The sequence below is a fragment of the Dietzia cinnamea NBRC 102147 genome (assembly GCF_001571065.1).
Lineage (GTDB): Bacteria > Actinomycetota > Actinomycetes > Mycobacteriales > Mycobacteriaceae > Dietzia > Dietzia cinnamea.
Genome location: NZ_BCSW01000014.1, coordinates 1 through 20,492 on the forward strand (window position 1 = coordinate 1; position 20,492 = coordinate 20,492).

Consider the following 20,492-nt stretch of genomic DNA (forward strand, 5'->3'; position numbering starts at 1 on the left):
GGGCCCGATAAGCCCGGGATCATCGAGCTGCGGCTGGAAGTGCGTGCCCAGTCTCGCGGTCCGCCGGGCGGCTGCGCCCCGCATCGAGGAAGACCAGCGGGTGGGGTTGCGAGAACGGCCTCGGGGTGGGCGGGGGTCCGCGGGAATCGCGAGCTCCGTGGAGCCGTAGGCGTCCCACACCCGGCCTGAGCTCACCTCCCGTCTTCCTCCTTTGACTCCTCTGCGTACCTGGGGGCCAGTGCCTCCATCTGCTGCATCACCAGCTGGATGGCCTCTGGCTGCTTGTCCGGTGGGTACTTGTACTTGCGTAGTGTGCGCTTGACCGAGGCGCGAAGCTTGGCCTTGACGTCCTCGCGGACCGTCCAGTCGGTGCGGATGTCGCGGCGCATGGTGGCGACGATCGAGCGGGCGATCTCGGCCAGCACGTCGTCGCCGAGGACGTCGACCGCGGACCCATTCAACGCGACCACGTCGTAGAACGCGAGTTCATAGCTTTCCAGCGGCGGCTCGAAGCGCTGCCCGCGGTCGGCTTCCGCGCTGACCTCCTTGGCGAGCTCCACCAGCTCGGCGATCACCTCGGCAGCCGTGAGCTGCTGGTTGGTATAGCGCACCATGAGCTCGTTGACGCGTTCGGAGAACAGCTTTCGCCGCAGCTCGTTGCCGTGCGTGACCGTCGCGGCCTCCTCCAGCAACGTCGCCTTGAGCGCCTCGATCGCCAGGTGGGCCTTGGACGGCTTCTGCGCCTCTTCGACCCACTGCGGGGTGAGCGTGTCGAGCCGCGGGAGGGGCAGTCCGGCCTCGCGGTAGATGTCGACGACCCCTGTGCTCGCTGCGGAGTCGACGATCAGTTCGCCGAGAATGCGCTTGATCTCGTCCGGGACCAGTTCTCCGGCGCCGATCTTCTGCTGTGCGTCGAGCTTGAGCATCCAGACGCGGACCTCTTCGACGAACCGCACCTCTGGTCGGACCGTTTCGAGGGAGTCGTTGCCCGCCGCCAGCGCCCACGCCCGTGCGAGCTTGGATGACAGGTCGCGGAAGCGGTCGGCGAGAGGGCGCGCGTCCGGGTCGTCGTCGTCGCGGTTTCCCGGTGTGCCCGGCGACCGCAGGCGGGTCACCACGGTGAGCAGCGCATCACGCCAGCCGGTTTTGGCGTTGGCGTGCCACTGTGCCTTCCACTCGTCGCCGATGAGCTCACGCACGCCTGCGAGCAGGTCGAGCACGATATGCGCGGCCTCCTCGGAGGTGCGGCCGACGAGTCGGTCGCCGCCCTCCGGGGCCTCGCGGGTGAACTCCTCCAATGCCTTGGACAGGTTGTCAGTGAGCGGCGCGTAGCCCACGAGCAGCCCGTCCTGCTTCCCGCGGAAGGTGCGGTTGACGCGGGCGAGCGTCTGCATGAGCAGCGCGCCCTTGAGCGGCCGGTCCACGTAGAGCGTGTGCAGCGCCGGGGCGTCGAAGCCGGTGAGCATCATGTCTTTGACGATGATCAGCTCGAGCTCGTCGTCGGGGTTCTTCACCCGCTGCTTCACCGCGGCGATCGCACTCGGACGCCGGAGATGCCTGGTGACGTGCTCCTCGTCGCCCGGGTCGGCGGTGTAGACCACCTTGACCTTGCCGGTGTCGTCGGCGTCGGAGTGCCAGTCGGGGCGGAGGGCGACGATCTCCTGGTACAGGTTCGCGGCGATGGATCGGGTGGCGCAGACGATCATCGCCTTGCCCGGAACGCCGAGGAAGGGCCTCATGGCGTCGCGGCGGGTTTCCCAGTGGGTCACCAGGTCGGCGGCCAGGGTGCGGATCCGCTCGGGGGCGCCGTAGACGGTGTCGAGCTTGGCGACTGCGCGCTGGAGGCGTTCGGCGTCCGCGGCGTCGAGGCCGCTCAGTGCCTCCTCCGCAGCATCGTCGAGCGACTCGTCGTCCACGCCGGGAAGGCGGGCCAGGCTGATCAGTCGCGGTTCGTAGACCACGGGGACCGTGGCGCCGTCCTCCACCGCCCGGTGCAGGTCGTAGACGTCGATGTCGGCGCCGAAGACGCGGCGGGTGGCGCGTTCGCCCTCGGTGATGGGGGTCCCGGTGAAGGCGATGAGGGTCGCGTGCGGCAACGCACTCTTGAGGTGCGCGGCGTAGCCGTCCAGGTTGTCGTAGTGACTGCGGTGGGCCTCGTCCGCGATGACGACGATGTTGCGCCGGTCCGAGAGCAGCGGGTGTGTTGCTCCGGAGTCTCGCTCGGATTTGCTCAGGCCGAACTTCTGCAGGGTGGTGAAGTAGATGCCGCCGGAGCGGCGGTCGGCCAGTTGTGTCCGCAGATCGTCGCGGGTGCGGACCTGCACCGGCTGCTCGGGGAGCAGGTCGGAGATCTGGAAGCCGTCGAACAGTTGGGAGTCCAGCTCGGTGCGGTCGGTGATGACGATGACCGTGGGGTTGGCCAGTCGCGGGTGCCGCATGATCTTGGCGGTGTAGAGCTCCATCTCCATGGATTTGCCGGAGCCCTGGGTGTGCCACACGACGCCGGCCCGGCCGTCGGAGTCCACGGCGCGGACGGTGGCGCCGACGGCTTTGGTGACGGCGAAGTACTGGTGCGGTTTGGCGATGCGTTTGATCAGACCGGACTCGGTGGCGTCGAAGGCGGTGAAGTCGCGGTGGAGCTGGCCGAATCGTTCGACGTTGAACACGCCGTCGATGAGGAGGTCGAGTTCGGTGATGGGTTCCGCGGAGTCTTCGTGGGTGGTGAGGGGGGCGATGCGGCGGCCGTCGTCGTCGACGTTCCAGGGCGCGAAGTGGTTCCACGGGGTGAACGGCGTGCCGTAGCGGGCGGAGAGGTCGTCGGTGGCGACGACGACGACGGCGAAGCGGAACGCCATGGGGAATTCGTGAAGATAGGTGCGCAGCTGGTTGTACGCGAGTTCGGCGGTGGCGTTTTTGGCGCTTGGCTTCTTGAGTTCCACGATCGCGAGCGGCAGTCCGTTGACGTAGGCCACCACGTCGAATCGTCGTTCGTGTTCGCGGCTGCGGACGGTCACCTGGTCCACCGCGTGATACTTGTTGCGCGAGGCGTCGGCGGACAGGAAGCGGATGACCGGGGCGACCTCGCGGCCGTCGTCGTCGATGTAGGTCAGACCTTTGTAGCCGTCGAGCAGGATGTGGTGGAGCCGGTGGTTCTCGGTGACGGCGTCCTGCGACTTGGGAGTGGTCACCTCGGCCATGGCCTGCTGGAGATACTCCTCGGGCACGTCCGGGTTGAGGTTGATCAGCGACTGCAGGAGGGTGCCCCGCAGGACGATGTCATGCCACGAGTCGCGCTCCCCCGAGCCGGGCGCGAGGGATGGCCCGGAGCGGTGCTCCCATTCGCGCTCGGCGAGGGCGTCGAGGATGCCCTGCTCGGCTTGGGCCTCGGACCAGCCGTAAGTCATCGCGTCCTCTCCAGGTCAGAGGGGCGCGAAGCGTGATCGGACATGAAAAAACCTGCCCCCAGAGGGGGCAGGTGGCATGCCCCGAGGATAGCGTCGGCGCTGCAATCGAGCAATGTACGTCGGGTAGAGGTGCCCGTTGATGGGCCTTCGACGAGCCCATCACTGTAGGCGTCACTGCACAGTGACCTACAGTGACCTACAGTGACGAACAGTGACGGGGCGCGCCTCGCGACAGCTACTACGCCGCTACCGCCCGGCCTGTGTCCCTTCGATACGGACTGGCTTTCTCGGCTAGGCTCGTCGACCCGAGGACGACCTAAAGAAGGCGGCAAACCGCGCCGACCTGTTATTTCGACGCCCTGAGACGTACCTTTCTTACTTAGGTTCTTGGCTAGCTTCATTGGATCGGTCCTCACTTATGAAAGCTCCCAGCGCGGCCGGGTGCGGCTCCCTGCGTTGTGGATCTCGCCGGATTTCCTCAACTTTGTGAGCAGGTTGCCGATCTTGTTTCGCTTCTGCTCGTCAGTGAGCGCGTCACTGAGCTGGCTCATGAGCAACTCGTCGATGTCGGAGCGATTGGCCGAGCTGAATTTCTCCAGGTAGTCGCTGATCTGTTTGCAGTAGAACGCATCGTCCTGGCCTCGGGTTCGGATGTACGCAGCCTTCGTTCCCGTTACTCGCGCAATGGTCGGTGCGACACGAAGGTGAGGTTGTCGTCCCTCGATCAGTCCGGCCTTCCGGAGGCGGCGGGCTACTGATGCCGAGAGCGGCAGACCCTTCTGGACCCGGTCGAGAGCGAGCACATCCTCGAGCGGCAAATCCTCGCGAGCCATGAGCAGCTTGGTGTACGCCTCGTCGATGACCGCGCCATAGACAGTGAGCTTGACCTCGCCGGGGTCGGTGAGATCGTAGTCGGGAAGCGGGAGGAACCGCTTGCGTTGCTGACTGACCATACGGTGAATCCCGTTTCCCATGTGGTCAACGAGGTTGAGTTCAGTCATCGCGGTCACCAGGAGCGGGTTGCGGTACCGACGAGGCACTGTGTCGCTCAACATGTAGTCATCAGGGGTGCGGTCGACAAAGTCACCGACGCTGAGGAACTCGACCCGGTCCGGACGTTCGACGAGGACGATTCGTGAGTGCTGGCGGTAGTCCTGGTGCGCGATGCAGTTGTACAGAGCCTCGTGAAGACTTCCCTCGTCGTACTTCGAGATCTCGCGGTAGACGGCTCTGTTCGGGTCATTGAACCGGATCTGGACATTGCGGACACGACTGATCAGATCGTCAGCGGAAAGTAGAAATGGCGTGCTGAAGTGCTCGAACGCCTGTTGTTCACCGGTCAATTTCCAAGTGATCTCGGCCATGTGCGGGCTGATCAGGTGCGCCGAGGTGAACTTGCCGAGCAGTAAGATCGCAGCGCGAGTGACTTTGCCCCCAAGCGTCAACCGAACCTTCTCCAAGAAGGTGGCGTCGTTCCAGCGCGCCACTTCGTCGGCCAGTCGCGGATATCTTTCAGTGAACCCCTTTCGCGCCTGAGCAACGGCTTCGGGATCCAGGTCCTCGAGTGTTGCGTGAGGGATGATCGTGGCCGTCCAGTCGCTACCGATGGTCTGGTTGCGTATCTGGTCCAGTTTGTCCATGCCGAGGGGAACGAGGCTTTCCCCGGCCCGCGCCCAACATTGCCCTTTCCATGCGATCGGCAGGCCTCGGGGCGCTGGTGGGATCTCGAAGAGCACCACGCGGCCGGCCTCGTGGTCGAGAACGTGAATGTTGCGAAACGACACTCGGGGGTCGGTGTTCTGGTTGATCTCCAGCTTGAGCGCGTTCAGGCGGTTTGCCGAGTGGCCATAGGAACTGCCCACGATTACCCGGAGTTTGTCGTCAACTCCGAATATCAACCAGCCCGCTTCGTCACCGCGCAGGTTCGCCTCGTTGGCCAGTGCCGAAAAATATTTCCCAATTTCGCTCATGCTGAAACCTTCACGGCCACGTTTGAACTCGACCACCTCGCTCTCCCAATCGGCAATTAGCCGATCGAGGAGCGAGGAGAGCTCGTCGGTGTTCATAGGCGGATCATCTCATCTCCGCCAGGCGCAGGTCGGCCGCCACTCAGAGCACATCCTCGGCTGCTCGCTCGGCGTCCTTAACGCCAACCTTGCCGCTCATGAGGAGTGGGAGCAGTTCGTCGCGGGTGCGGGCTAGGGATACGTTCTCCTTGAGCCCGGTTACGACACGCTCCTCAAGCACCTCAAGTTCGCTCACAGCACGTCTTGCCGACCCATCGTAGAAGTTGGGCACCTCAACATCCGCAAGCGTCGAAGTCGTGATGGTGCTGAATACCGAACCGTGCGCTCTCGAAATCAGGCCGGCGACAGCACCCTCTAAAGCCAGCCTCAGAGCTGCACTCTTTCCCGCCTGGGGAATGAAAGCGTACGCAGACTGATTGCATGCGCAGTCAACACCTGCCACCGCAACTTCGCCCACAGTCCCACGGGCTGTCAAAAACACCGACCCCGCTGGAACCGGTCTGAGTCGCTCCGGCTGAGCAGCCTTGATCGTGATTGTCTCAGCCGTCGACAAAATGACCCCCAAATCGGCACCTGTCATATCGCGCACCGAGGCCCACGGAGTTCCGCCACCCCAAAGTTCCGGACTGGATCGAGCCGGGGTTCCACCCAACCTTGGTGGAGCTAACTCAATGAGCGGTATATGCGGCAGCGATCTCGAAGCTCTCGACCATATCGATCCCTGCAGACCACGCAGGGACACGCAGACCTTTCGGTTCGCGGCGATCTTGTCGTCCAGCGCGCCGAGGACCTCGCCGATCGCGCGCTGCGCCTCCAACTCCGGCAGGGAGTGGCAGAATTCATAGATTCGCCCCGGACTGGTATGCCTGACTGTGCTTCCAGTCGCGGTAGAGAGAATCTGCCTGTGAAACTCGCCGGTAAGAAAGAGTGCCTTTAGGTAGTTCTTATCTAGTGCCGACTCGTCAAGAATCTCGACCTTCCCAATTCGCTGATTGTGGAGAAAGATGCCATCGCTCGGCACAATAGCAGGTTTGCCTAGGGTGGCCCCCTCCTTACTGAGGTCGGTCATCGAGACAACCAGGTCACCCGGTTCTAAGATGAAGGCAGACGGAAACTCACCAGAGAATGACTTCACCCTGCGAACAAAACTGCCGCCTGGCTCGAAGTTCCCCGGGGTAATGAGCTGTGGCAGCTCGGCATCCGTGCCGAACCCAGAACCAGGAAAAGCCCACCCATGGTGAATCTTGATGACGTCGCCTAAGCGCACCGCTTTCACACCAGCCTCCCCAACTGCTCGCGAACAACGGCATCGAGCCGGGCCGACTCATCCAAGGCAGCGGTGAGCTCACCGGTGAGCCGCGCGATCTTCTCGTCGACCGGCTCGTCGTCCTCCTCCGCCTCGGGCACGCCCACGTAGCGGCCCGGGGTCAGCGCGTAGCCGGCGGCCTTGATCTCCTCGAGCGTGGCCGACTTACAGAAGCCGGGCACGTCCTCGTACTCGCCCTGAGCGGACGGGCGACCGCGCCAGGAGCGGAACGTCTCGGCGATGCGCTGCAAGTCCTCCTCGCTCAGCGTGCGCTCCACGCGGTCGATCATGTGGCCCAGCTCGCGGGCGTCGATGAACAGCACCTGCCCCCGGCGATCCACCGAACCACCCTTGCCGGCGGCCTTGTTCTTGGCGAAGAACCACACGCACACCGGGATGCCTGTCGCCCGGAACAGCTGCCCCGGCAGGGCCACGATGCACTGCACCACGTCACCCTCGACCATCGCTTTGCGGATGTCGCCCTCGCCGCTGGTCGAGGTGGTCATGGTCCCGTTGGCCATCACCACGCCGGCCTCGCCGTTCGGCGCCAGCTTGGACAGGATGTGCTGCATCCACGCGTAGTTGGCGTTGCGCTTGGGCGGCACCCCGTAGATCCACCGCGGATCGTCCTCGCGCCGCGCCCAGTCCTTGATGTTGAACGGCGGGTTGGCCATCACATAGTCGGCCTGCATATCCGGGTGGATGTCCCGGGCAAAGGTGTCGCCCCACCGTGAACCGAGCCCCTGCGAATCGATCCCGTGGATCGCCAGGTTCATCTTGGCCATCCGCCACGTGCGCTCGTTGAGCTCCTGCCCGTACACGGCGACGTTGGTCGGATCCTCCTTGTGCCCCTCGAGGAACTTCTCCGTCTGCACGAACATGCCGCCCGACCCACAACACGGGTCGTACACACGCCCCGAATGCGGTTCGAGGATCTCCACTAGCGTCCGCACCACCACGGGCGGGGTGTAGAACTCGCCGCCGCGCTTGCCCTCCGCCTTGGCGAACTTGTCCAGAAAGTACTCGTAGACCTCCCCGAGCAGATCCCGCGCCTTGGAGGCGCCACCGCCGGTGAAACGCGCCGCGTTGAACAGGTCCACTAGCTCACCCAGTCGGCGCTGCTCCACATTGTCCCGCCCGAACAACACCGGCAGCGTGCCCACCAACGACTCGTTGGCCTGCATCAACGCGCGCATCGCGGCGTCGATCAGCTCACCGATCGACTGCGCGTCGTTGGTCGACGACGCCGGGATGCCCTTGGCATGCCGCGAGAGGTACTCCCAGCGCGCCTCGGCGGGCACCCAGAACACGCCCGAGCCCAGGTACTCGTCGGCGTCCTCGAGCGTCTCCGCGAGGTAGGCCTCGTCCTCCCCGGCCAGCTCCTGGCGGATCGCGTCGCGGCGCTCTTCGAAGGCGTCCGAGACGTACTTGAGGAACACCAACCCCAGCACAACGTCCTTGTACTGCGACGCATCCATGGACCCGCGGAGCTTGTCCGCCGCCTTCCACAGCGTGTCCTTGAGTTCCTTAGGTGTCGATGCCTCCATGGGCATCGGAACCAGCACTTTCGCCATCAGGCGTTCTCCTCGTAGTTCTGATCTGAATAGTCGTGGTCTATGCGCAGCGTGCCCGCCGCGAGTCCGTCGGAAAGTTCTGTGGTGAGCGCGTCGAGCGCACTCAGTTCGGCCAGGAGCCGTGCCCGATGCTCGGCGGCCCGTGCCGCCACCGTGCGCCAAGGGCTACAAGCGTCGACGACGACGGTGCGCAGCCGCCACGAACGGCAATCCGATCCCCGCGCAGCCGAAATATCCCGAACCGCGAGCTCGGGAAGAATACGTCGCGATCCCTCGACCGGCTCCAGACAACGCAGCACCCGGGCCGGCGCCTGAACGGCATTGCCGCCGGCTGTGTCAATGATCGCGGCCGGCCCCCTCGTCGTCGTAAACACCACGTCGCCCGGCTCCGTGAGCCGGAAACGAGGCGCGCGTCGGACCAACTCCACCAGATCGACCGACCGTGACCCGATCGCGCACCGGCCGCGCACCTCGTCCGGGCCGATCACCCCAATGCCGCCCGAACCCGCCGCGAAGACCTCCGCGGGGATGCGCACGCCCGTGATCACCCGGGCCGGCCGGTGCTCGCCCGTGGTCGCCGCTCTCCACGGCAGGGAGTGATCTGCCGCGGACCCGGCCGCCACCACCTCGACCCCGTCGAGCACCCCGGACGCCGACGCGTCGCGCTTCTCCCACAGGCGGGCCAGCGCATCACCGCCGTCCTCCGCGACGTCGGTGGTGACCGGCAGAGCGAGCGCGGACCTGACCACCACCGCATCGGTGAGCCGGTGCTCGGCCCGCAGGAACGCGTGACTCCGCCGTGCGGCGCCTCCGCGGAGAGCCGCGACAGCGTCAGAGGCGAGTGCACGGTTCTCCCGCGCATCCAGCGCGTGGGCCGAGTGCTCCCCGAACGTCGTGAAACTCCGCGCACCGGCGGTGTCGCCGGACTCTCCCAGCACCCACATCGCCATCCGACGACGACCGCCGAACCGGCACAATCCCCGCGGCAGGCGAGCGACATAGCGCAGGGGCGCAACATAGTCGCCGCCTGTCCCCCTCAGGATCCGCCGCCGATGGTCCGTCCCCGGCAACTCGTCGACCAGCAGCGGGGCGGGAGCGAACACCACCGCGGCGCTGCCCGGCCCCAGGTCCAGCACCACGTTGTCGACCGAGTCGAAGAAGCCCTCAGTCCCGTCCCGGGGAATCGCCGCCCACTGCCCGACGAGAAGCGTGGCTGAACCGGCCGTCGCTGGTTCCAGGCGGGCGCCGAGTGCGGCGAGGTACCGCCAGAGCAGTCGGTCCACCGGCCCAGTCGGGCCATCCGGCGAAACGACTCGCGACCGATCCGACTCCGACGCCTTTTCCACCACGCTCGCAAGCAGACGCAGTCCGCCCGGACCCCACGGCACGAGTGCCCTGTCGGAATCGCCGGCCAGCGCCGCGACCACCTCGCACGCCAGTGCATCGCCCGTGCTGGTGAGCGATTCCGAGGCGAGCGGCGCGTCCTTGGCCTCCTGACGTTGCGCCAACCGTTTGAGCACCCGTGTCGCCGTGACGCCGGCTTCGGCGAGGTGATCGACGCACGCGACCAGGTCGGCATCACGCAGAGCCTTATCCGCCTGCGCCACGGACAAAACCGACTCGACTGCGTGCCCCACCGGAAGCATCGCGAGGTCGTCACTGCTCTGTTCAGCCAACGGCATACCAGACAGCGCATGGAGCAGGAGAAGCGCCGATGCGTCGTCGAGTTGCGAGGCCGCCCGGTCCATCAACGACGAGAACAGCGCCGCGTCCTCGTGCGCATCCGGATTGTTCCCCCTGCCGGTCACGCGCAGCCAGCTGCCGACCTCGTCTGCGGAGAACACCAGTCGTGCGGGGTCCACCGGCGCAGGGAAGGGGTGCTCCGATCCGGCTGACCGGGAGCGCCACACCGAGACGACCGGGCGCTTCACGCCGGCGAGCGCGGCGACCTGCTGCATGGTCAGAGTCTCCACGGGGCCACCTCCACTCGGTCCGTCTGATCTGCGATGCGGCCGACGCTACCTCCGAGTTGCACCGACTCATACCCGCCCGGCGATAAGGCCCCTTATCGCCATAGGTCTCAGCACTCCGCCGCCATGCAGGGGAAAAGTCTCCCCGGAAGTCAACCGCACTCGATCCCCCGGAGGTCACTCGTGAACAACGCCCTCACGGTCGACCACCTCGCCGCTTGGAGTCCCCTCGAATGGTGGCTTCACTACCTCGCCGCGATCGCCGTACCCGTCCTGGCCACCGCCCTCGTACTGGCCGCATGTGAAGCGTGCAGGGCGCTCGTCCGCCTGGGTCTGCCGAACCCGGTCGAAGCAGCAGTCGGTGTGGTCCTGATCTCCGGCGCCTTCGCGGTCGTGTTCCTTGGCCTGAACTGGCACATCGACTTGCTGTATGGATCGCTACGGCATATCTCGAGCGCGACCGGGGCTGTCGTCGCCGGCCTCGGCACCGCGCTCGTGTTGGCCGCAGCCTCCGTGATCCTGGCACTCAAGCTGGGAACAACCAGACGGCGCCAGCTCGCCGTGATCGCCCTCGCCGCCGCAGTACCCGCAGTCTTCACCCTCGTCCATGACGGCCTCTACCGGGATGCGACCGCATCCGTGCGCGACACGGCGAGTGTCGGTATGCCGTCACCCACACGAAGCGCCGCAGGAACCCAGCCGAACCGACCCACCGACGCCCCAACGAATGTCCTACCGCGCTCCCCTCCGGTGGACCAGCACGCACTCGCACCCGAAGGCCTCAGGGCCGCATGACCTTTCCCATCCTCACTTCACCAAGGAGACTTCCCATGTCCTCGACCTCCCTCCGTACGTACGGCACCGCCGCCGTGACCGCCGCACTCCTGGGCGCCGGCTCATTCCTCGCGCCGGCCATCGCCCAGGCGCAGTTGGTCGACCCCGTCGACCCCACCGATATCATCAAGATCGACTCGCCCGACCTGACCGTGAGCGTCAACGGCACCACGGCGAACTTCACCGTCACCGCGCCCGAGAACATGGCCTGCGTCGGACCTCTGGTGGTCGAGGGTGCGATCAGCGAGAAGGACATCGACCCCGAGACCTGGGACGAGACCTTCTTCGAGGACCTGTACAGCAATCCGGTCTGGCCCACGAAGGAATCCGACCTGCGCGTGGTGGTCAACGAGTCCAGTGACCTACTGGACGAAGAGGGCGCCTACGCCAGTCCCCACGAGGTCAGCGTGCCGGGCCTGAACGACGGGGACTACGTCGCCACGTCGATCTGCGTCACCGAAGACAGCATCGCGCCCCTCACTGCGACCGGTGAGATCTCGACTCTCGCGGACGTCCAGTACCCGGTCGAGATCCACTTCCGGAACTTCTCGGTCACCACTACCGGGAGCGTCAATCTGGGCAGCGTCGACGTGTTCGGCAGCCTCGGGAGCTGACCGCTGGATCGGGCGCGTCCGGCTCGTCGCTCAGCTGCCGTAGCCGGATACCCCGGCCCGCTGTGAACCGACCCATTGCCCTCCTGACATGGCGGTACGACCCTTCGGGTGTCGTGCCCGGCCTGGTCGGGAGGGCATTGTCGTGTTCCCGCGCCGCTGCGGCCACAGATGTCGTGGCGGCGGCGGAAGCAGAACTTTCTCTACTGTGGCGTTTACGCCTGACAGCACCCGAGGGAGACCACATGGACGTCGCCGCCGTGGCCGCCGTCGCACCGGACGCGCCGCTGGAGAAAACCACGATCCGCCGGCGGGACACCGGTGCCGCGGACGTGCTGATCGAGATCGAGTTCGCCGGCATCTGCCACTCGGACATCCATCACGCGCGCGGCGAATGGGGCCGCACCGTCTACCCGGTGACGACGGGCCACGAGATCGTGGGAATCGTCCGCGAGGTCGGATCCGCGGTGACCCGGCACAAGGTCGGCGACCGCGTGGGCGTCGGCTGCCTGGTGGGGGCCTGCCACGAGTGCGCCTCCTGCCAGGCCGGCCAGGAGCAGGAGTGCGAGGTCGGAGCCACCGCGACCTACGGCTCCCCGCTGCCCGAGGGCGATCCGGAGGGCCCGGTCACCAACGGCGGCTACTCCACGCACATCGTGGTGGAGGAACGCATGGTCGTCTCCGTCCCCGAGGGCCTCGACCCGGCCGCCGCCGCGCCGCTGCTGTGCGCGGGGATCACGATGTTCTCGCCGCTGAAGCAATGGAACGTCGGCCCGGGCACCAAGGTCGCGGTGATCGGCATGGGCGGACTCGGCCACGTCGGCGTGAAGCTCGCGGTGGCGATGGGCGCCGAGGTGACGGTCCTGTCGCAGACCACCTCCAAGCGGGACGACTCGCTGAAATACGGCGCCGTGGAGCACTATGCGACCGCCGGCGACGAGGGCAAGGCCACGCTCCGCGAACTCCGCGGCACCTTCGACGTCATCCTCAACACGGTCTCCGCCAACCTGCCCCTGGACCGGTTTCTCGCCACGCTCAAGCCGCGGGGGGCGCTGGTCAACATCGGTATCCCGACCGAGCCGATGTCGGTGCGGGCCGGGTCCGTCGCCGCCGGGCGCAGGATCCTCACCGGCTCGATGATCGGCGGTATCCCCGAGACACAGGAGATGCTCGACTTCTGCGCCGAGCACGGGATCACGGCCGACATCGAGCTCATCTCGGCGGACAAGATCAACGAGGCGTACGACCGCGTCGTGAGCTCGGACGTCCGGTACCGGTTCGTGATCGACGCCAAGACGTTCTAGGAGGGCGCTAGCTAGCGCCGGTCATCAGGGCGGTCGGGACGTGCCGAACGGTTCCCTCGTGTCGTACCAGTGGTGTCTACTCAGGGTGTGGAAGGGACGCCGGCCACGTCCTGCGTCGCCCCACCACCCGGCGGCGTCGCCCGACGCCGGGAACCCTCCCCTCGAGGAGTGCACCGTGCCGCTCACCTGGACCCCGACCCTCGACCGCGCGCTCGCGGTCGCCGCCCGCTGCCACGCAGGTCAGACCCGCAAAGACGAACCGACGCCCTACCTCGCCCATCCGGTCGCGGTGGCGCTGATCGTGTCGGACTTCACTGTCGACGAGGACGTGGCGGTCGCCGCGCTCCTGCACGACGTGCTGGAGGACGTGCCGCCCTCGGTGTACTCGGCCGCGGACATGACCGCCGACTTCGGCGAGCGCGTCACCGAGCTCGTGCGCGGGGTGTCCGAGGAGAAGACCGCCGGGGAGGAAACCCCGCCGTGGCGGGTCCGCAAGGAGGGTTACCTCGCCCGGCTCGCCGAGGACTCCCCCGAGTGCCTGCTCATCTCCGCGGCCGACAAGATCCACAACCTCCGGTCGATGGTCTCCGCGCACGGCCGCCTGGGCGACGACATGTGGGGCGTGTTCAACGCCGGTCCACAGGAGAAGCTGTGGTTCTACGGCGCGATCGCCGACGCGGTGGCCGAGCGGCTCGGCGACTGCGCGGCCACCCGAGAGCTGCGGCGGGCCGTGGACGACGTGGCCGCCCTCGCGCCGGTGGGATGACGCCATGCGGAACCAACGCCTCGGCCCGGGCAGCGCCTCCCTACGACCCGCGGAGGACCCCTGGCACGAATTCGAACACACCCTCACCGGACATCTCCGCAGGCCCGGCGCCGTGGGCGCGATGGAGTTCCGCGCGCCCACCCCGCCCTCCGGCGAGCAGGGGCGATGCGTCGTCCAACTCGCGCCGGGCGGCGCGGTCGCCTGGGTCACCGTCCGCACGGGCGATCACCCCCTCATCGAGGAGATGCTCGCGCACACCGCACCCAGTGCGCCCGAGCCCCTCGCCCGGGCCGTGGTCGACGCCTGCCGCGACCGGCTGGGAGTGCCGCACCCCCAGTTGCTCACCCTCCGGTGCGAGGGGACCGTCGGCCGCTACACCGGCGCCCTGCGGCTCATCCGGTCGGACTCGGTGCCCGTCGGCCGCGACCCCGCCGACAACCCGAACCCGATTGACCTCGCCGTCGAGGTCACGGACCACCTGGAGGCGCGCGAGAGGTACGAGGCGATCGCCGAGCAGGTGACGGGTGGCCCCTGCGTGGTCGACGACCGCGGTCAACTGGTTCTCAGCCACGCCGGCCACCCCGTGCACATCGCGTTCGCCGAGGGCGAGCCGTACGCCCGCATCTGGGCGTGGGTCGTCCGAGGTGTGCGTTCCCGCGCCGAGGCCGCTCTGGAGATCGCGCGCCTCAACCTGGACGACGACCTCACCTCGTGGGTCCTCGACGGTCGCCACGTCATGCAGCGCACCACCGTGCCCGTCGCTCCGTTCCTGCCCCGCCACGCGCAGCACGCACTCGAGCACTTCCTGCTCACGTACGCCGCCACGCGCGATCAGGTCGCAGCGCGGTTGGGCCCGCGTACGCGGAGTTAACGCAAGTTTTTTCGGCCGCCTCTCGCGGCCCATCGACCCGACATGGCCAGCAACCCCTGATTCTGGACGCTTACCCATGACAGTGGCACGGTCCCGGGAGCGGTTGTACCCCGCGTAGGCCGCCCGAGCCTCGACATACGCCCGAGTGGCAATCCGCCGAGGCCGCCCGGACACCGCGCACGCCCGAAGGAGATGCATGTTCATCCACAAGCAGAAGCTCCAGTTCCAGTCGAAGCCCGAGAAGCCCGACGCCGTGTACGCCCGCAAGCTGCAGGAGGTGATCGGCGGCCAGTACGGCGAGATCACCGTCGCCATGCAGTACAGCTTTCAGGCGTGGAACGCCCACATCCCGGGCAAGTACCGTGACCTGCTGTTCAGCACCGCGGCCGAGGAGTTCGGCCACGTCGAGATGCTCGCGACGATGGTCGCCCAGCTACTCGAGGACGCCCCGCTCGGCATCACCGAGGCCGCCGTCCAGAACGACCCGGCCGTCGCCGCGGTCATCGGCGGCACCGACGTCCAGCACGGCATCGTCGCCGGTGCCGGCGCGCGTCCCGTCGACTCCATGGGCAACCCGCGGTCCGGCGCCTTCGTCACCGCCAGCGGGAATCTCCTCGCCGACATGTGGTCCAACGTCAACGCCGAGTCCCAGGGCCGCGTCCAGGTCGTACGGCTCTAGCACATGACGGACGACCCGGGCATCCGTGAGCTGCTGTCGTTCCTGCTCGCCCGCGACACCATGCACCAGAACCAGTGGCTCGCCGCGGTCAACGAGCTCCAGGCCGAGGGCCTGGAGGAACTGCCCGTGCCGTCGAATTTCCCCAAGTCGAAGGAGGCTGCGGAGCACGCGTACACGATGTACAACTTCTCCGACGGCGCCGCCGCGGCCGAGGGCTCGTGGGCCTCGGGCCCGACGCCGGACGGTCACGGCGAATTCTCGTACTCGCCCGAGCCGCTCGAGGGCCCGCCGATGCCGCCGCCTACCCACCCGGACGCCCGGTTCTACGGCACCACCGAGCTGCCGAACACGGTCGAGAAGGCCGTCGGCACCGTTCAGGACAAGCTGAACAAGGAGTAGTCGCCGCGGGAGCGCCCGTGCGGCGGCCCGGCCAGATGAGAGCGGGCGCATCCGGTGTGTACCGGATGCGCCCGCTTTCTCCTGCGACCCTGACGGGACTCGAACCCGCGACCTCCGCCGTGACAGGGCGGCGCGCTAACCAACTGCGCCACAGGGCCGTGCTTTTCGCACGAGAGGGAACACTAGCGGAACCGGGGCCCGAGGAGAAAACGGGGCCCCGCGGAGGTGGCGCCGCGCGCGGGCCGGGCGCCTCACCCGGTCCAGAGGACGAGCATCGGCTGGCTCGAGATCAGCTCTCCGCCCTGGTAGATGCTCATCCCCGACGCGTCGATCGAGTAGAGGACGTCGTTGTTCGTCACCACCGCCCCAGCCCTGGTGACGGTGGGGTCGTCGATCTCCACACCCGCCCCGCCCGACGAGCCGCGGTAGTAGTACCGGCCGTTGTCGGGGTTGACGCAGATGGAGAACAACGCCTGCGTCGTGCGCCCGATCATGGCCGCCGGGTCGCCGGCGTTGCAGCGCGCCTGGCGGTCGGAGAGCCATCCGGACGAGTCGGCCCCGACGGGCTGCCCACCGCCGCGTGGGAGCCGGGGTGCCGGCGCCTCGCGGGTGACGGTGACGGTCTCGCGTGGCGGCGGGGTGGTGTAGGCGGTCTCGGTCACCGGAGGCGGTGGCGTCGAGGTCGACGGCGAGGACGACGACGACGAGGACTGCGCTGCCACGACACCCGGCCCGTCACCGGCGATTCCGCCCGGGCGGAGGGCGAGGTAGGCGATCACTCCGAGGAGGCCGACCGCGAGGACCGTCAGTACGGCGACGAGGGCGATCACCGCGCCGGGGGTCCCCCGCCGCGGCGTGGGCTCGTAGTCGGAGGTGTGCCACTTCCCGTCGGGCCCCCACCGCCCGTCACCGGAGTTGTACGTCATCACCGACTCCCCTCATAGACAGACCGTAGCGGTGCGTGCCGGCTGTCGGACGATCTCCGCGGTACCCGCGGTCACCCGATCGGCCACTCCCCGATCGCGGTGAGGTCCTCCGCGGCCGCGGTCACCGCGGTGGGCTCGCAGGCGAAGCCGACGGCCTCCGAGCCGTCCGCGAGGGTCACCCGGCCGAGCTGCATGGGTCTGGGCAGCTCGTCGAGGAACGCGCCGAGCGCCGCCGGGGACATCGTCCACCTCTCGCCGAGCAGTTCCGCGCCCTCGGCGTGCCGCAGGACGCCGGGCTTGGGCGGGTCCGTGTCAAGCCGGTACATCCGGTAGTCGGCGCTGGACCGCACGACGCCACGCCAGACCGCGCCGCGTCCGGTGAGTTGGTGGTCGAGCGGGCCGCCCCGGCGGTGGGCACCGAACACCACCAGGTCCACGGTCGGCGCGCCCGCGCCCAGGGGCCACGGTTCGAGCGGCTCGGTGGCGGCCTCGCGCTCCCCGGCGAACTCTGCCGCGAGGGCCGCCGCGATGTCGGCCACCACGCCGTCGTGGAACGGCCTGCCCACCACGGTGACGCCGAACGTCGCCGTACCGCGGTCCGCCTCGTCCACCTCTCCCGCCGGGACGGCCACCGCGCAGAGGTCGAAGAGGTTGCAGAAGTTCGTGTAGGTCCCCATCCGGCTGTTGAGGGCGACCGGGTCGGCCTGCACCTGCGCGATCGTCGGATGGAACGGCGCCGTCGGCACCAGCAGCGCCGCCGCGCCCAGGCGGTCGAGCTCGGCCAGGGCCCGGCGGCGCAGCGCCTCGACGGTCCGCCGGTCCCGCAGCAGGTCCACCGCCCGCACATCGCGGGCGGGCGCGATGATGCCGCGCACGGTCGGATCGATACCGGCATCGGCGGCCCCGTCGGCCCCGTCGAGGAAGGCGCCGACCGCCTCGTACCGCTCGGCGACGAGCGCGCCGTCGTAGAGCAGCCGGGCGGCGGCGAGGAACGGCGCGAGATCGATCTCCACCACGCGGAACCCGCGGTCGCGGGCCGCGTCGACGGCCGCGGCGAACGCCTCGGCCCAGCCGGGCGCCATGGCGGTCAGCTCGCGCGGGACCGCGATCGTCGCCCCCGGCGCCGCGGCGAGCGGGGCGTCCGCGGGCCAGCTCCGCGTGCCGTCGCCGCCCGCCATCACGCCGGTCGCACGGGAGGCCGTGCGCACGTCGCGGGCGAAGATCGTCACGCAGTCGTAGCTCGCGCAGGCCGGGACGACGCCGTCGGTGGAGACCACGCCGAGGCTGGGCTTGATCCCCACGATGCCGTTGAGTGCGGCGGGGATCCGCCCCGACCCGGCGGTGTCGGTGCCGATCGCCAGATCGCAGATGCCCAGTGCGACCGCCACCGCGGATCCCGAGCTCGACCCGCCCGAGACGTGGTCCGGCCGGTGCGCGGCCCGCACGGCGCCGTAGGGACTGCGGGTGCCGACCAATCCGGTCGCGAACTGGTCGAGGTTGGTCACCCCCACCACCACCGCACCGGCCGCGCGCAGACGGGCGACGGCGACCGCGTCCTGCTCCGGGACGGAGGCGAACCCCGGGCACGCGGCGGTCGTGGGTATCCCGGCGACGTCGACGTTGTTCTTGACCGCCAGCGTCATCCCGGCGAGGGGCGCGCCGGCGGCGAGGGAGGCCGCCATGTCGGCGATGATCGCCTCCCGGTCGCGCACCTGCAGGAACACCTCCGGCCGGTCGGCCTCCGCGAGTCGGGTCAGCACGGCGTCGACCAGTGACGCGGCCCGGTCCCGGAGCGTGGCAGCCGTCGTCGCGGCGCTCATGCGCTGAGCTCCCCGCTGGCGGCCCAGCGCGCGAACTCCTCGGCACGGGCGTGCTCCATGCGGCGCCTCGCGGAGGCGATGGAGTCGGCCTCGCGCTCGCAGAAGGCGTTGTGCTCGGCCAGGGAGAACGTGCCGTCGGTGATGTCGACGCGCCCGCGCCCGGCGGCGGTGTCGGCCCGCAGGTCGGCCAGCTCCTCGGAGGTCACCGGGTACCAGGAGATGCGGTCGAAGTGCCGCAGCAGCCACGGGTGCTCGGCGTCGAAGCCCGGTGCCGGTTCCGGGTGTCGGTGGTTCCACACCTGGGTGGTGCGGCCCACGAACTGGTAGCCGCCGGGCCCCTCCATGCCGTAGATGCACAGGTACGCGCCACCGATACCCACAGAGTTCTCGGCGGTCCACGTCCGGGCGGGGTTGTACTTGGTCGTCACCAGGCGGTGACGCGGGTCCAGCGGCGTGGCGACGGGCGCGCCCAGGTAGACGTCCCCCAAGCCCAGGACCATGTATTCGGCCTCGAAGACGGTGCGGTACACGTCGTCGGCGGTCTCCAGCCCGTTCATCCGGCGGATGAACTCGATGTTCCACGGGCACCACGGGGCGTCGTCGCGCACGCCGTACATGTAGCGCTCGATCGCCTCCCGGGTGGCGGGGTCGTCCCAGCTCAGGGGGAGTCGGACGTGACGGCTCGGCACGACCAGCGACTCGGCGGCGGGCAGGGCGGCCTCGGCCTCGCGGAGGGCGTCCAGGGTCGACGACACGGTGCTGCGCCCGGGGGTGATCTTGACCTGCAGCGACCGGATGCCCGGGGTGAGGTCCTGCTGTCCGGGCACGGGGTTGGACAGCAGGTGCAGGTAGAGGGCGTGCGCGCGGGCGCGGAGCTCCAGGTCGAGCTCCATCCGCCCGTATTCGACCAGGACGTTGTCGTCCCCGCCTCGGCGGTAGGTGATCTCGGTGAGCCCGTCCGCGGTGTGCCCGCGGCCCAGCACGCCGTCGTCGCGGTCCCCGCCGTCGCCGAGGACGTACGGACGGCCCGCGCCCCGCGAGCCCCCGACGCCGACCCGGTCGGGCACGGCGTCCACGCGGACCCGCACGAACCGCACGGTGTCGCCCGGCGCCAGTTGCCCGAGCTTCCACCGGTCGCTGCTCACCACCGTGACCGGGCAGACGAAGCCGCCCAGGCTCGGGCCGTCCGGGCCGAGCAGGATCGGGGTGTCGCCGGTGAAGTCCAGCGCGCCCACCGAGTAAGCGTTGTCGTGGAGGTTTGACGGGTGCAGCCCGGCCTCGCCGCCGTCGGGCCGGGCCCACTTCGGTCGCGGCCCCTCGAGACGGACGCCCGTGCGGTCGGAGTTGAAGTGCACCGAGTAGGTGGACGCGTACAGCTCGTCCATCCCGGCGCGGGTGAGGAAGTCGGGAGCGCCGTGGGGCCCCTCGGCGACCGCGACGTGCCAGTGGTGGCCGATGGCGGGGATCTCCTCGGCGCAGATCCGGCGGGGTGTCGCGGGCCCGGGCTCACCGACGGCGAGCGTGTCCCCCGCGGTGAGGGCGCGGCCCTCGTGGCCACCGAACCGCCCCAGGGTGAAGGTCGACGACGACCCGAGGTACTGCTGCACGTCGATCCCGCCGCGCACGGCCACGTAGACGCGCATCCCCGGTCCGCTGATCACCGGGATGTCGAGCTCCTCCCCGGCCGCCAGGGGGACCGGTTTCCACTGGGCCACCGGCCGCCCGGCCACGGTGGGCCGCACGTGCGCGCCGCCCACGCACACCGTGACCGGGACGTCCGCCCGGAGCCGGAGGCCGCCGCGGGTGCACTCCAGGCCGGCGGCGCCCTCGGGATTTCCCACGGCGAGGTTCGCCAGCCGCAGCGACTGGTCGTCCATCGCGCCGGAGGGCGGGACGCCCACCCCCCAGTACCCGACGCGGCCGGGCCAGTCCTGGACGGTGGTGATGAGGCCGGGGGCGAGGATCTCGAGGCGGGTCATGGCGGGTGCTCCTGTGGTGACG

Annotated in this window: 14 protein-coding genes, 1 tRNA gene and 1 pseudogene; 6 read left to right on the forward strand and 10 right to left on the reverse strand. The window is 68.7% G+C overall.

The features are described 5' to 3' along the window. The 6 genes from DCI01S_RS17725 to DCI01S_RS07175 form a co-directional block, all read right to left on the reverse strand. A partial coding sequence (locus DCI01S_RS17725) for a hypothetical protein (protein WP_244881675.1) occupies positions 1–195 on the reverse strand: 195 nt, incomplete at its 3' end. Beyond that, the gene (locus DCI01S_RS07160; RefSeq protein ID WP_061228583.1) at positions 192–3,404 is read right to left on the reverse strand and encodes a type I restriction endonuclease subunit R; all 3,213 of its coding nucleotides are present in this window, start codon (positions 3,402–3,404) and stop codon (positions 192–194) included. The genes DCI01S_RS17725 and DCI01S_RS07160, both read right to left, overlap by 4 nt. A 416-nt stretch (positions 3,405–3,820) precedes the next feature. Beyond that, positions 3,821–5,470, reverse strand: coding sequence for an RNA-binding domain-containing protein (locus DCI01S_RS07165; RefSeq protein ID WP_061228584.1), 1,650 nt, complete (start codon positions 5,468–5,470; stop codon positions 3,821–3,823). Between the two features lie 43 nt (positions 5,471–5,513). Next, positions 5,514–6,707 carry a restriction endonuclease subunit S gene (locus DCI01S_RS16755; RefSeq protein ID WP_082767683.1) on the reverse strand — a complete coding sequence of 398 codons (1,194 nt, stop codon included), beginning with the start codon at positions 6,705–6,707 and terminating at the stop codon, positions 5,514–5,516. Then, a complete protein-coding gene (locus DCI01S_RS07170; protein ID WP_061228585.1) occupies positions 6,704–8,311 on the reverse strand; it encodes a class I SAM-dependent DNA methyltransferase in 1,608 nt (535 codons plus the stop codon). Before DCI01S_RS07170 ends, DCI01S_RS16755 begins: the two co-directional genes overlap by 4 nt. Further along, positions 8,311–10,284: a hypothetical protein gene (locus DCI01S_RS07175; RefSeq protein ID WP_061228586.1), complete on the reverse strand. Its 1,974-nt coding sequence runs from the start codon at positions 10,282–10,284 to the stop codon at positions 8,311–8,313. Before DCI01S_RS07175 ends, DCI01S_RS07170 begins: the two co-directional genes overlap by 1 nt. Positions 10,285–10,464: 180 nt before the next feature. Between DCI01S_RS07175 and DCI01S_RS07180 the strand changes: the two genes are divergently transcribed. The 6 genes and pseudogenes from DCI01S_RS07180 to DCI01S_RS07205 all read left to right on the forward strand — a co-directional run bounded on the left by DCI01S_RS07180 (position 10,465) and on the right by DCI01S_RS07205 (position 15,745). Next, on the forward strand, positions 10,465–11,076 hold the full coding sequence (locus tag DCI01S_RS07180; RefSeq protein WP_061228587.1) for a hypothetical protein: 612 nt from the start codon (positions 10,465–10,467) through the stop codon (positions 11,074–11,076). Positions 11,077–11,111: 35 nt separating this feature from the next. After that, positions 11,112–11,729: a hypothetical protein gene (locus DCI01S_RS07185; protein WP_061228588.1), complete on the forward strand. Its 618-nt coding sequence runs from the start codon at positions 11,112–11,114 to the stop codon at positions 11,727–11,729. A gap of 242 nt (positions 11,730–11,971) precedes the next feature. Next, positions 11,972–13,030 (forward strand): NAD(P)-dependent alcohol dehydrogenase, encoded by a 1,059-nt coding sequence (locus tag DCI01S_RS07190; protein WP_061228589.1) that lies wholly within the window; start codon positions 11,972–11,974, stop codon positions 13,028–13,030. Positions 13,031–13,205: 175 nt separating this feature from the next. Beyond that, complete coding sequence (locus tag DCI01S_RS07195; protein ID WP_061228590.1) at positions 13,206–13,796, forward strand: HD domain-containing protein; 591 nt, start codon at positions 13,206–13,208, stop codon at positions 13,794–13,796. A gap of 4 nt (positions 13,797–13,800) precedes the next feature. Beyond that, positions 13,801–14,667 (forward strand): T3SS (YopN, CesT) and YbjN peptide-binding chaperone 1, encoded by an 867-nt coding sequence (locus DCI01S_RS07200; protein ID WP_061228591.1) that lies wholly within the window; start codon positions 13,801–13,803, stop codon positions 14,665–14,667. Between the two features lie 196 nt (positions 14,668–14,863). Continuing rightward, positions 14,864–15,745 (forward strand): annotated as a pseudogene (locus DCI01S_RS07205) (manganese catalase). 84 nt (positions 15,746–15,829) lie between these two features. On the opposite strand, the gene DCI01S_RS07210 reads toward DCI01S_RS07205, so the two are convergent. From DCI01S_RS07210 to DCI01S_RS07225, 4 genes are all read right to left on the reverse strand, one after another. Further along, a tRNA-Asp gene (locus tag DCI01S_RS07210) sits at positions 15,830–15,903 on the reverse strand. 93 nt (positions 15,904–15,996) lie between these two features. Further along, positions 15,997–16,671, reverse strand: coding sequence for a hypothetical protein (locus tag DCI01S_RS07215; protein ID WP_061228592.1), 675 nt, complete (start codon positions 16,669–16,671; stop codon positions 15,997–15,999). Between the two features lie 71 nt (positions 16,672–16,742). Further along, a complete protein-coding gene (gene atzF / locus DCI01S_RS07220) occupies positions 16,743–18,491 on the reverse strand; it encodes an allophanate hydrolase (protein WP_061228593.1) in 1,749 nt (582 codons plus the stop codon). Beyond that, complete coding sequence (locus DCI01S_RS07225) at positions 18,488–20,470, reverse strand: 5-oxoprolinase/urea amidolyase family protein (RefSeq protein WP_061228594.1); 1,983 nt, start codon at positions 20,468–20,470, stop codon at positions 18,488–18,490. The genes atzF and DCI01S_RS07225 overlap by 4 nt, the downstream gene beginning before the upstream one ends. Positions 20,471–20,492 lie beyond the last annotated feature (22 nt).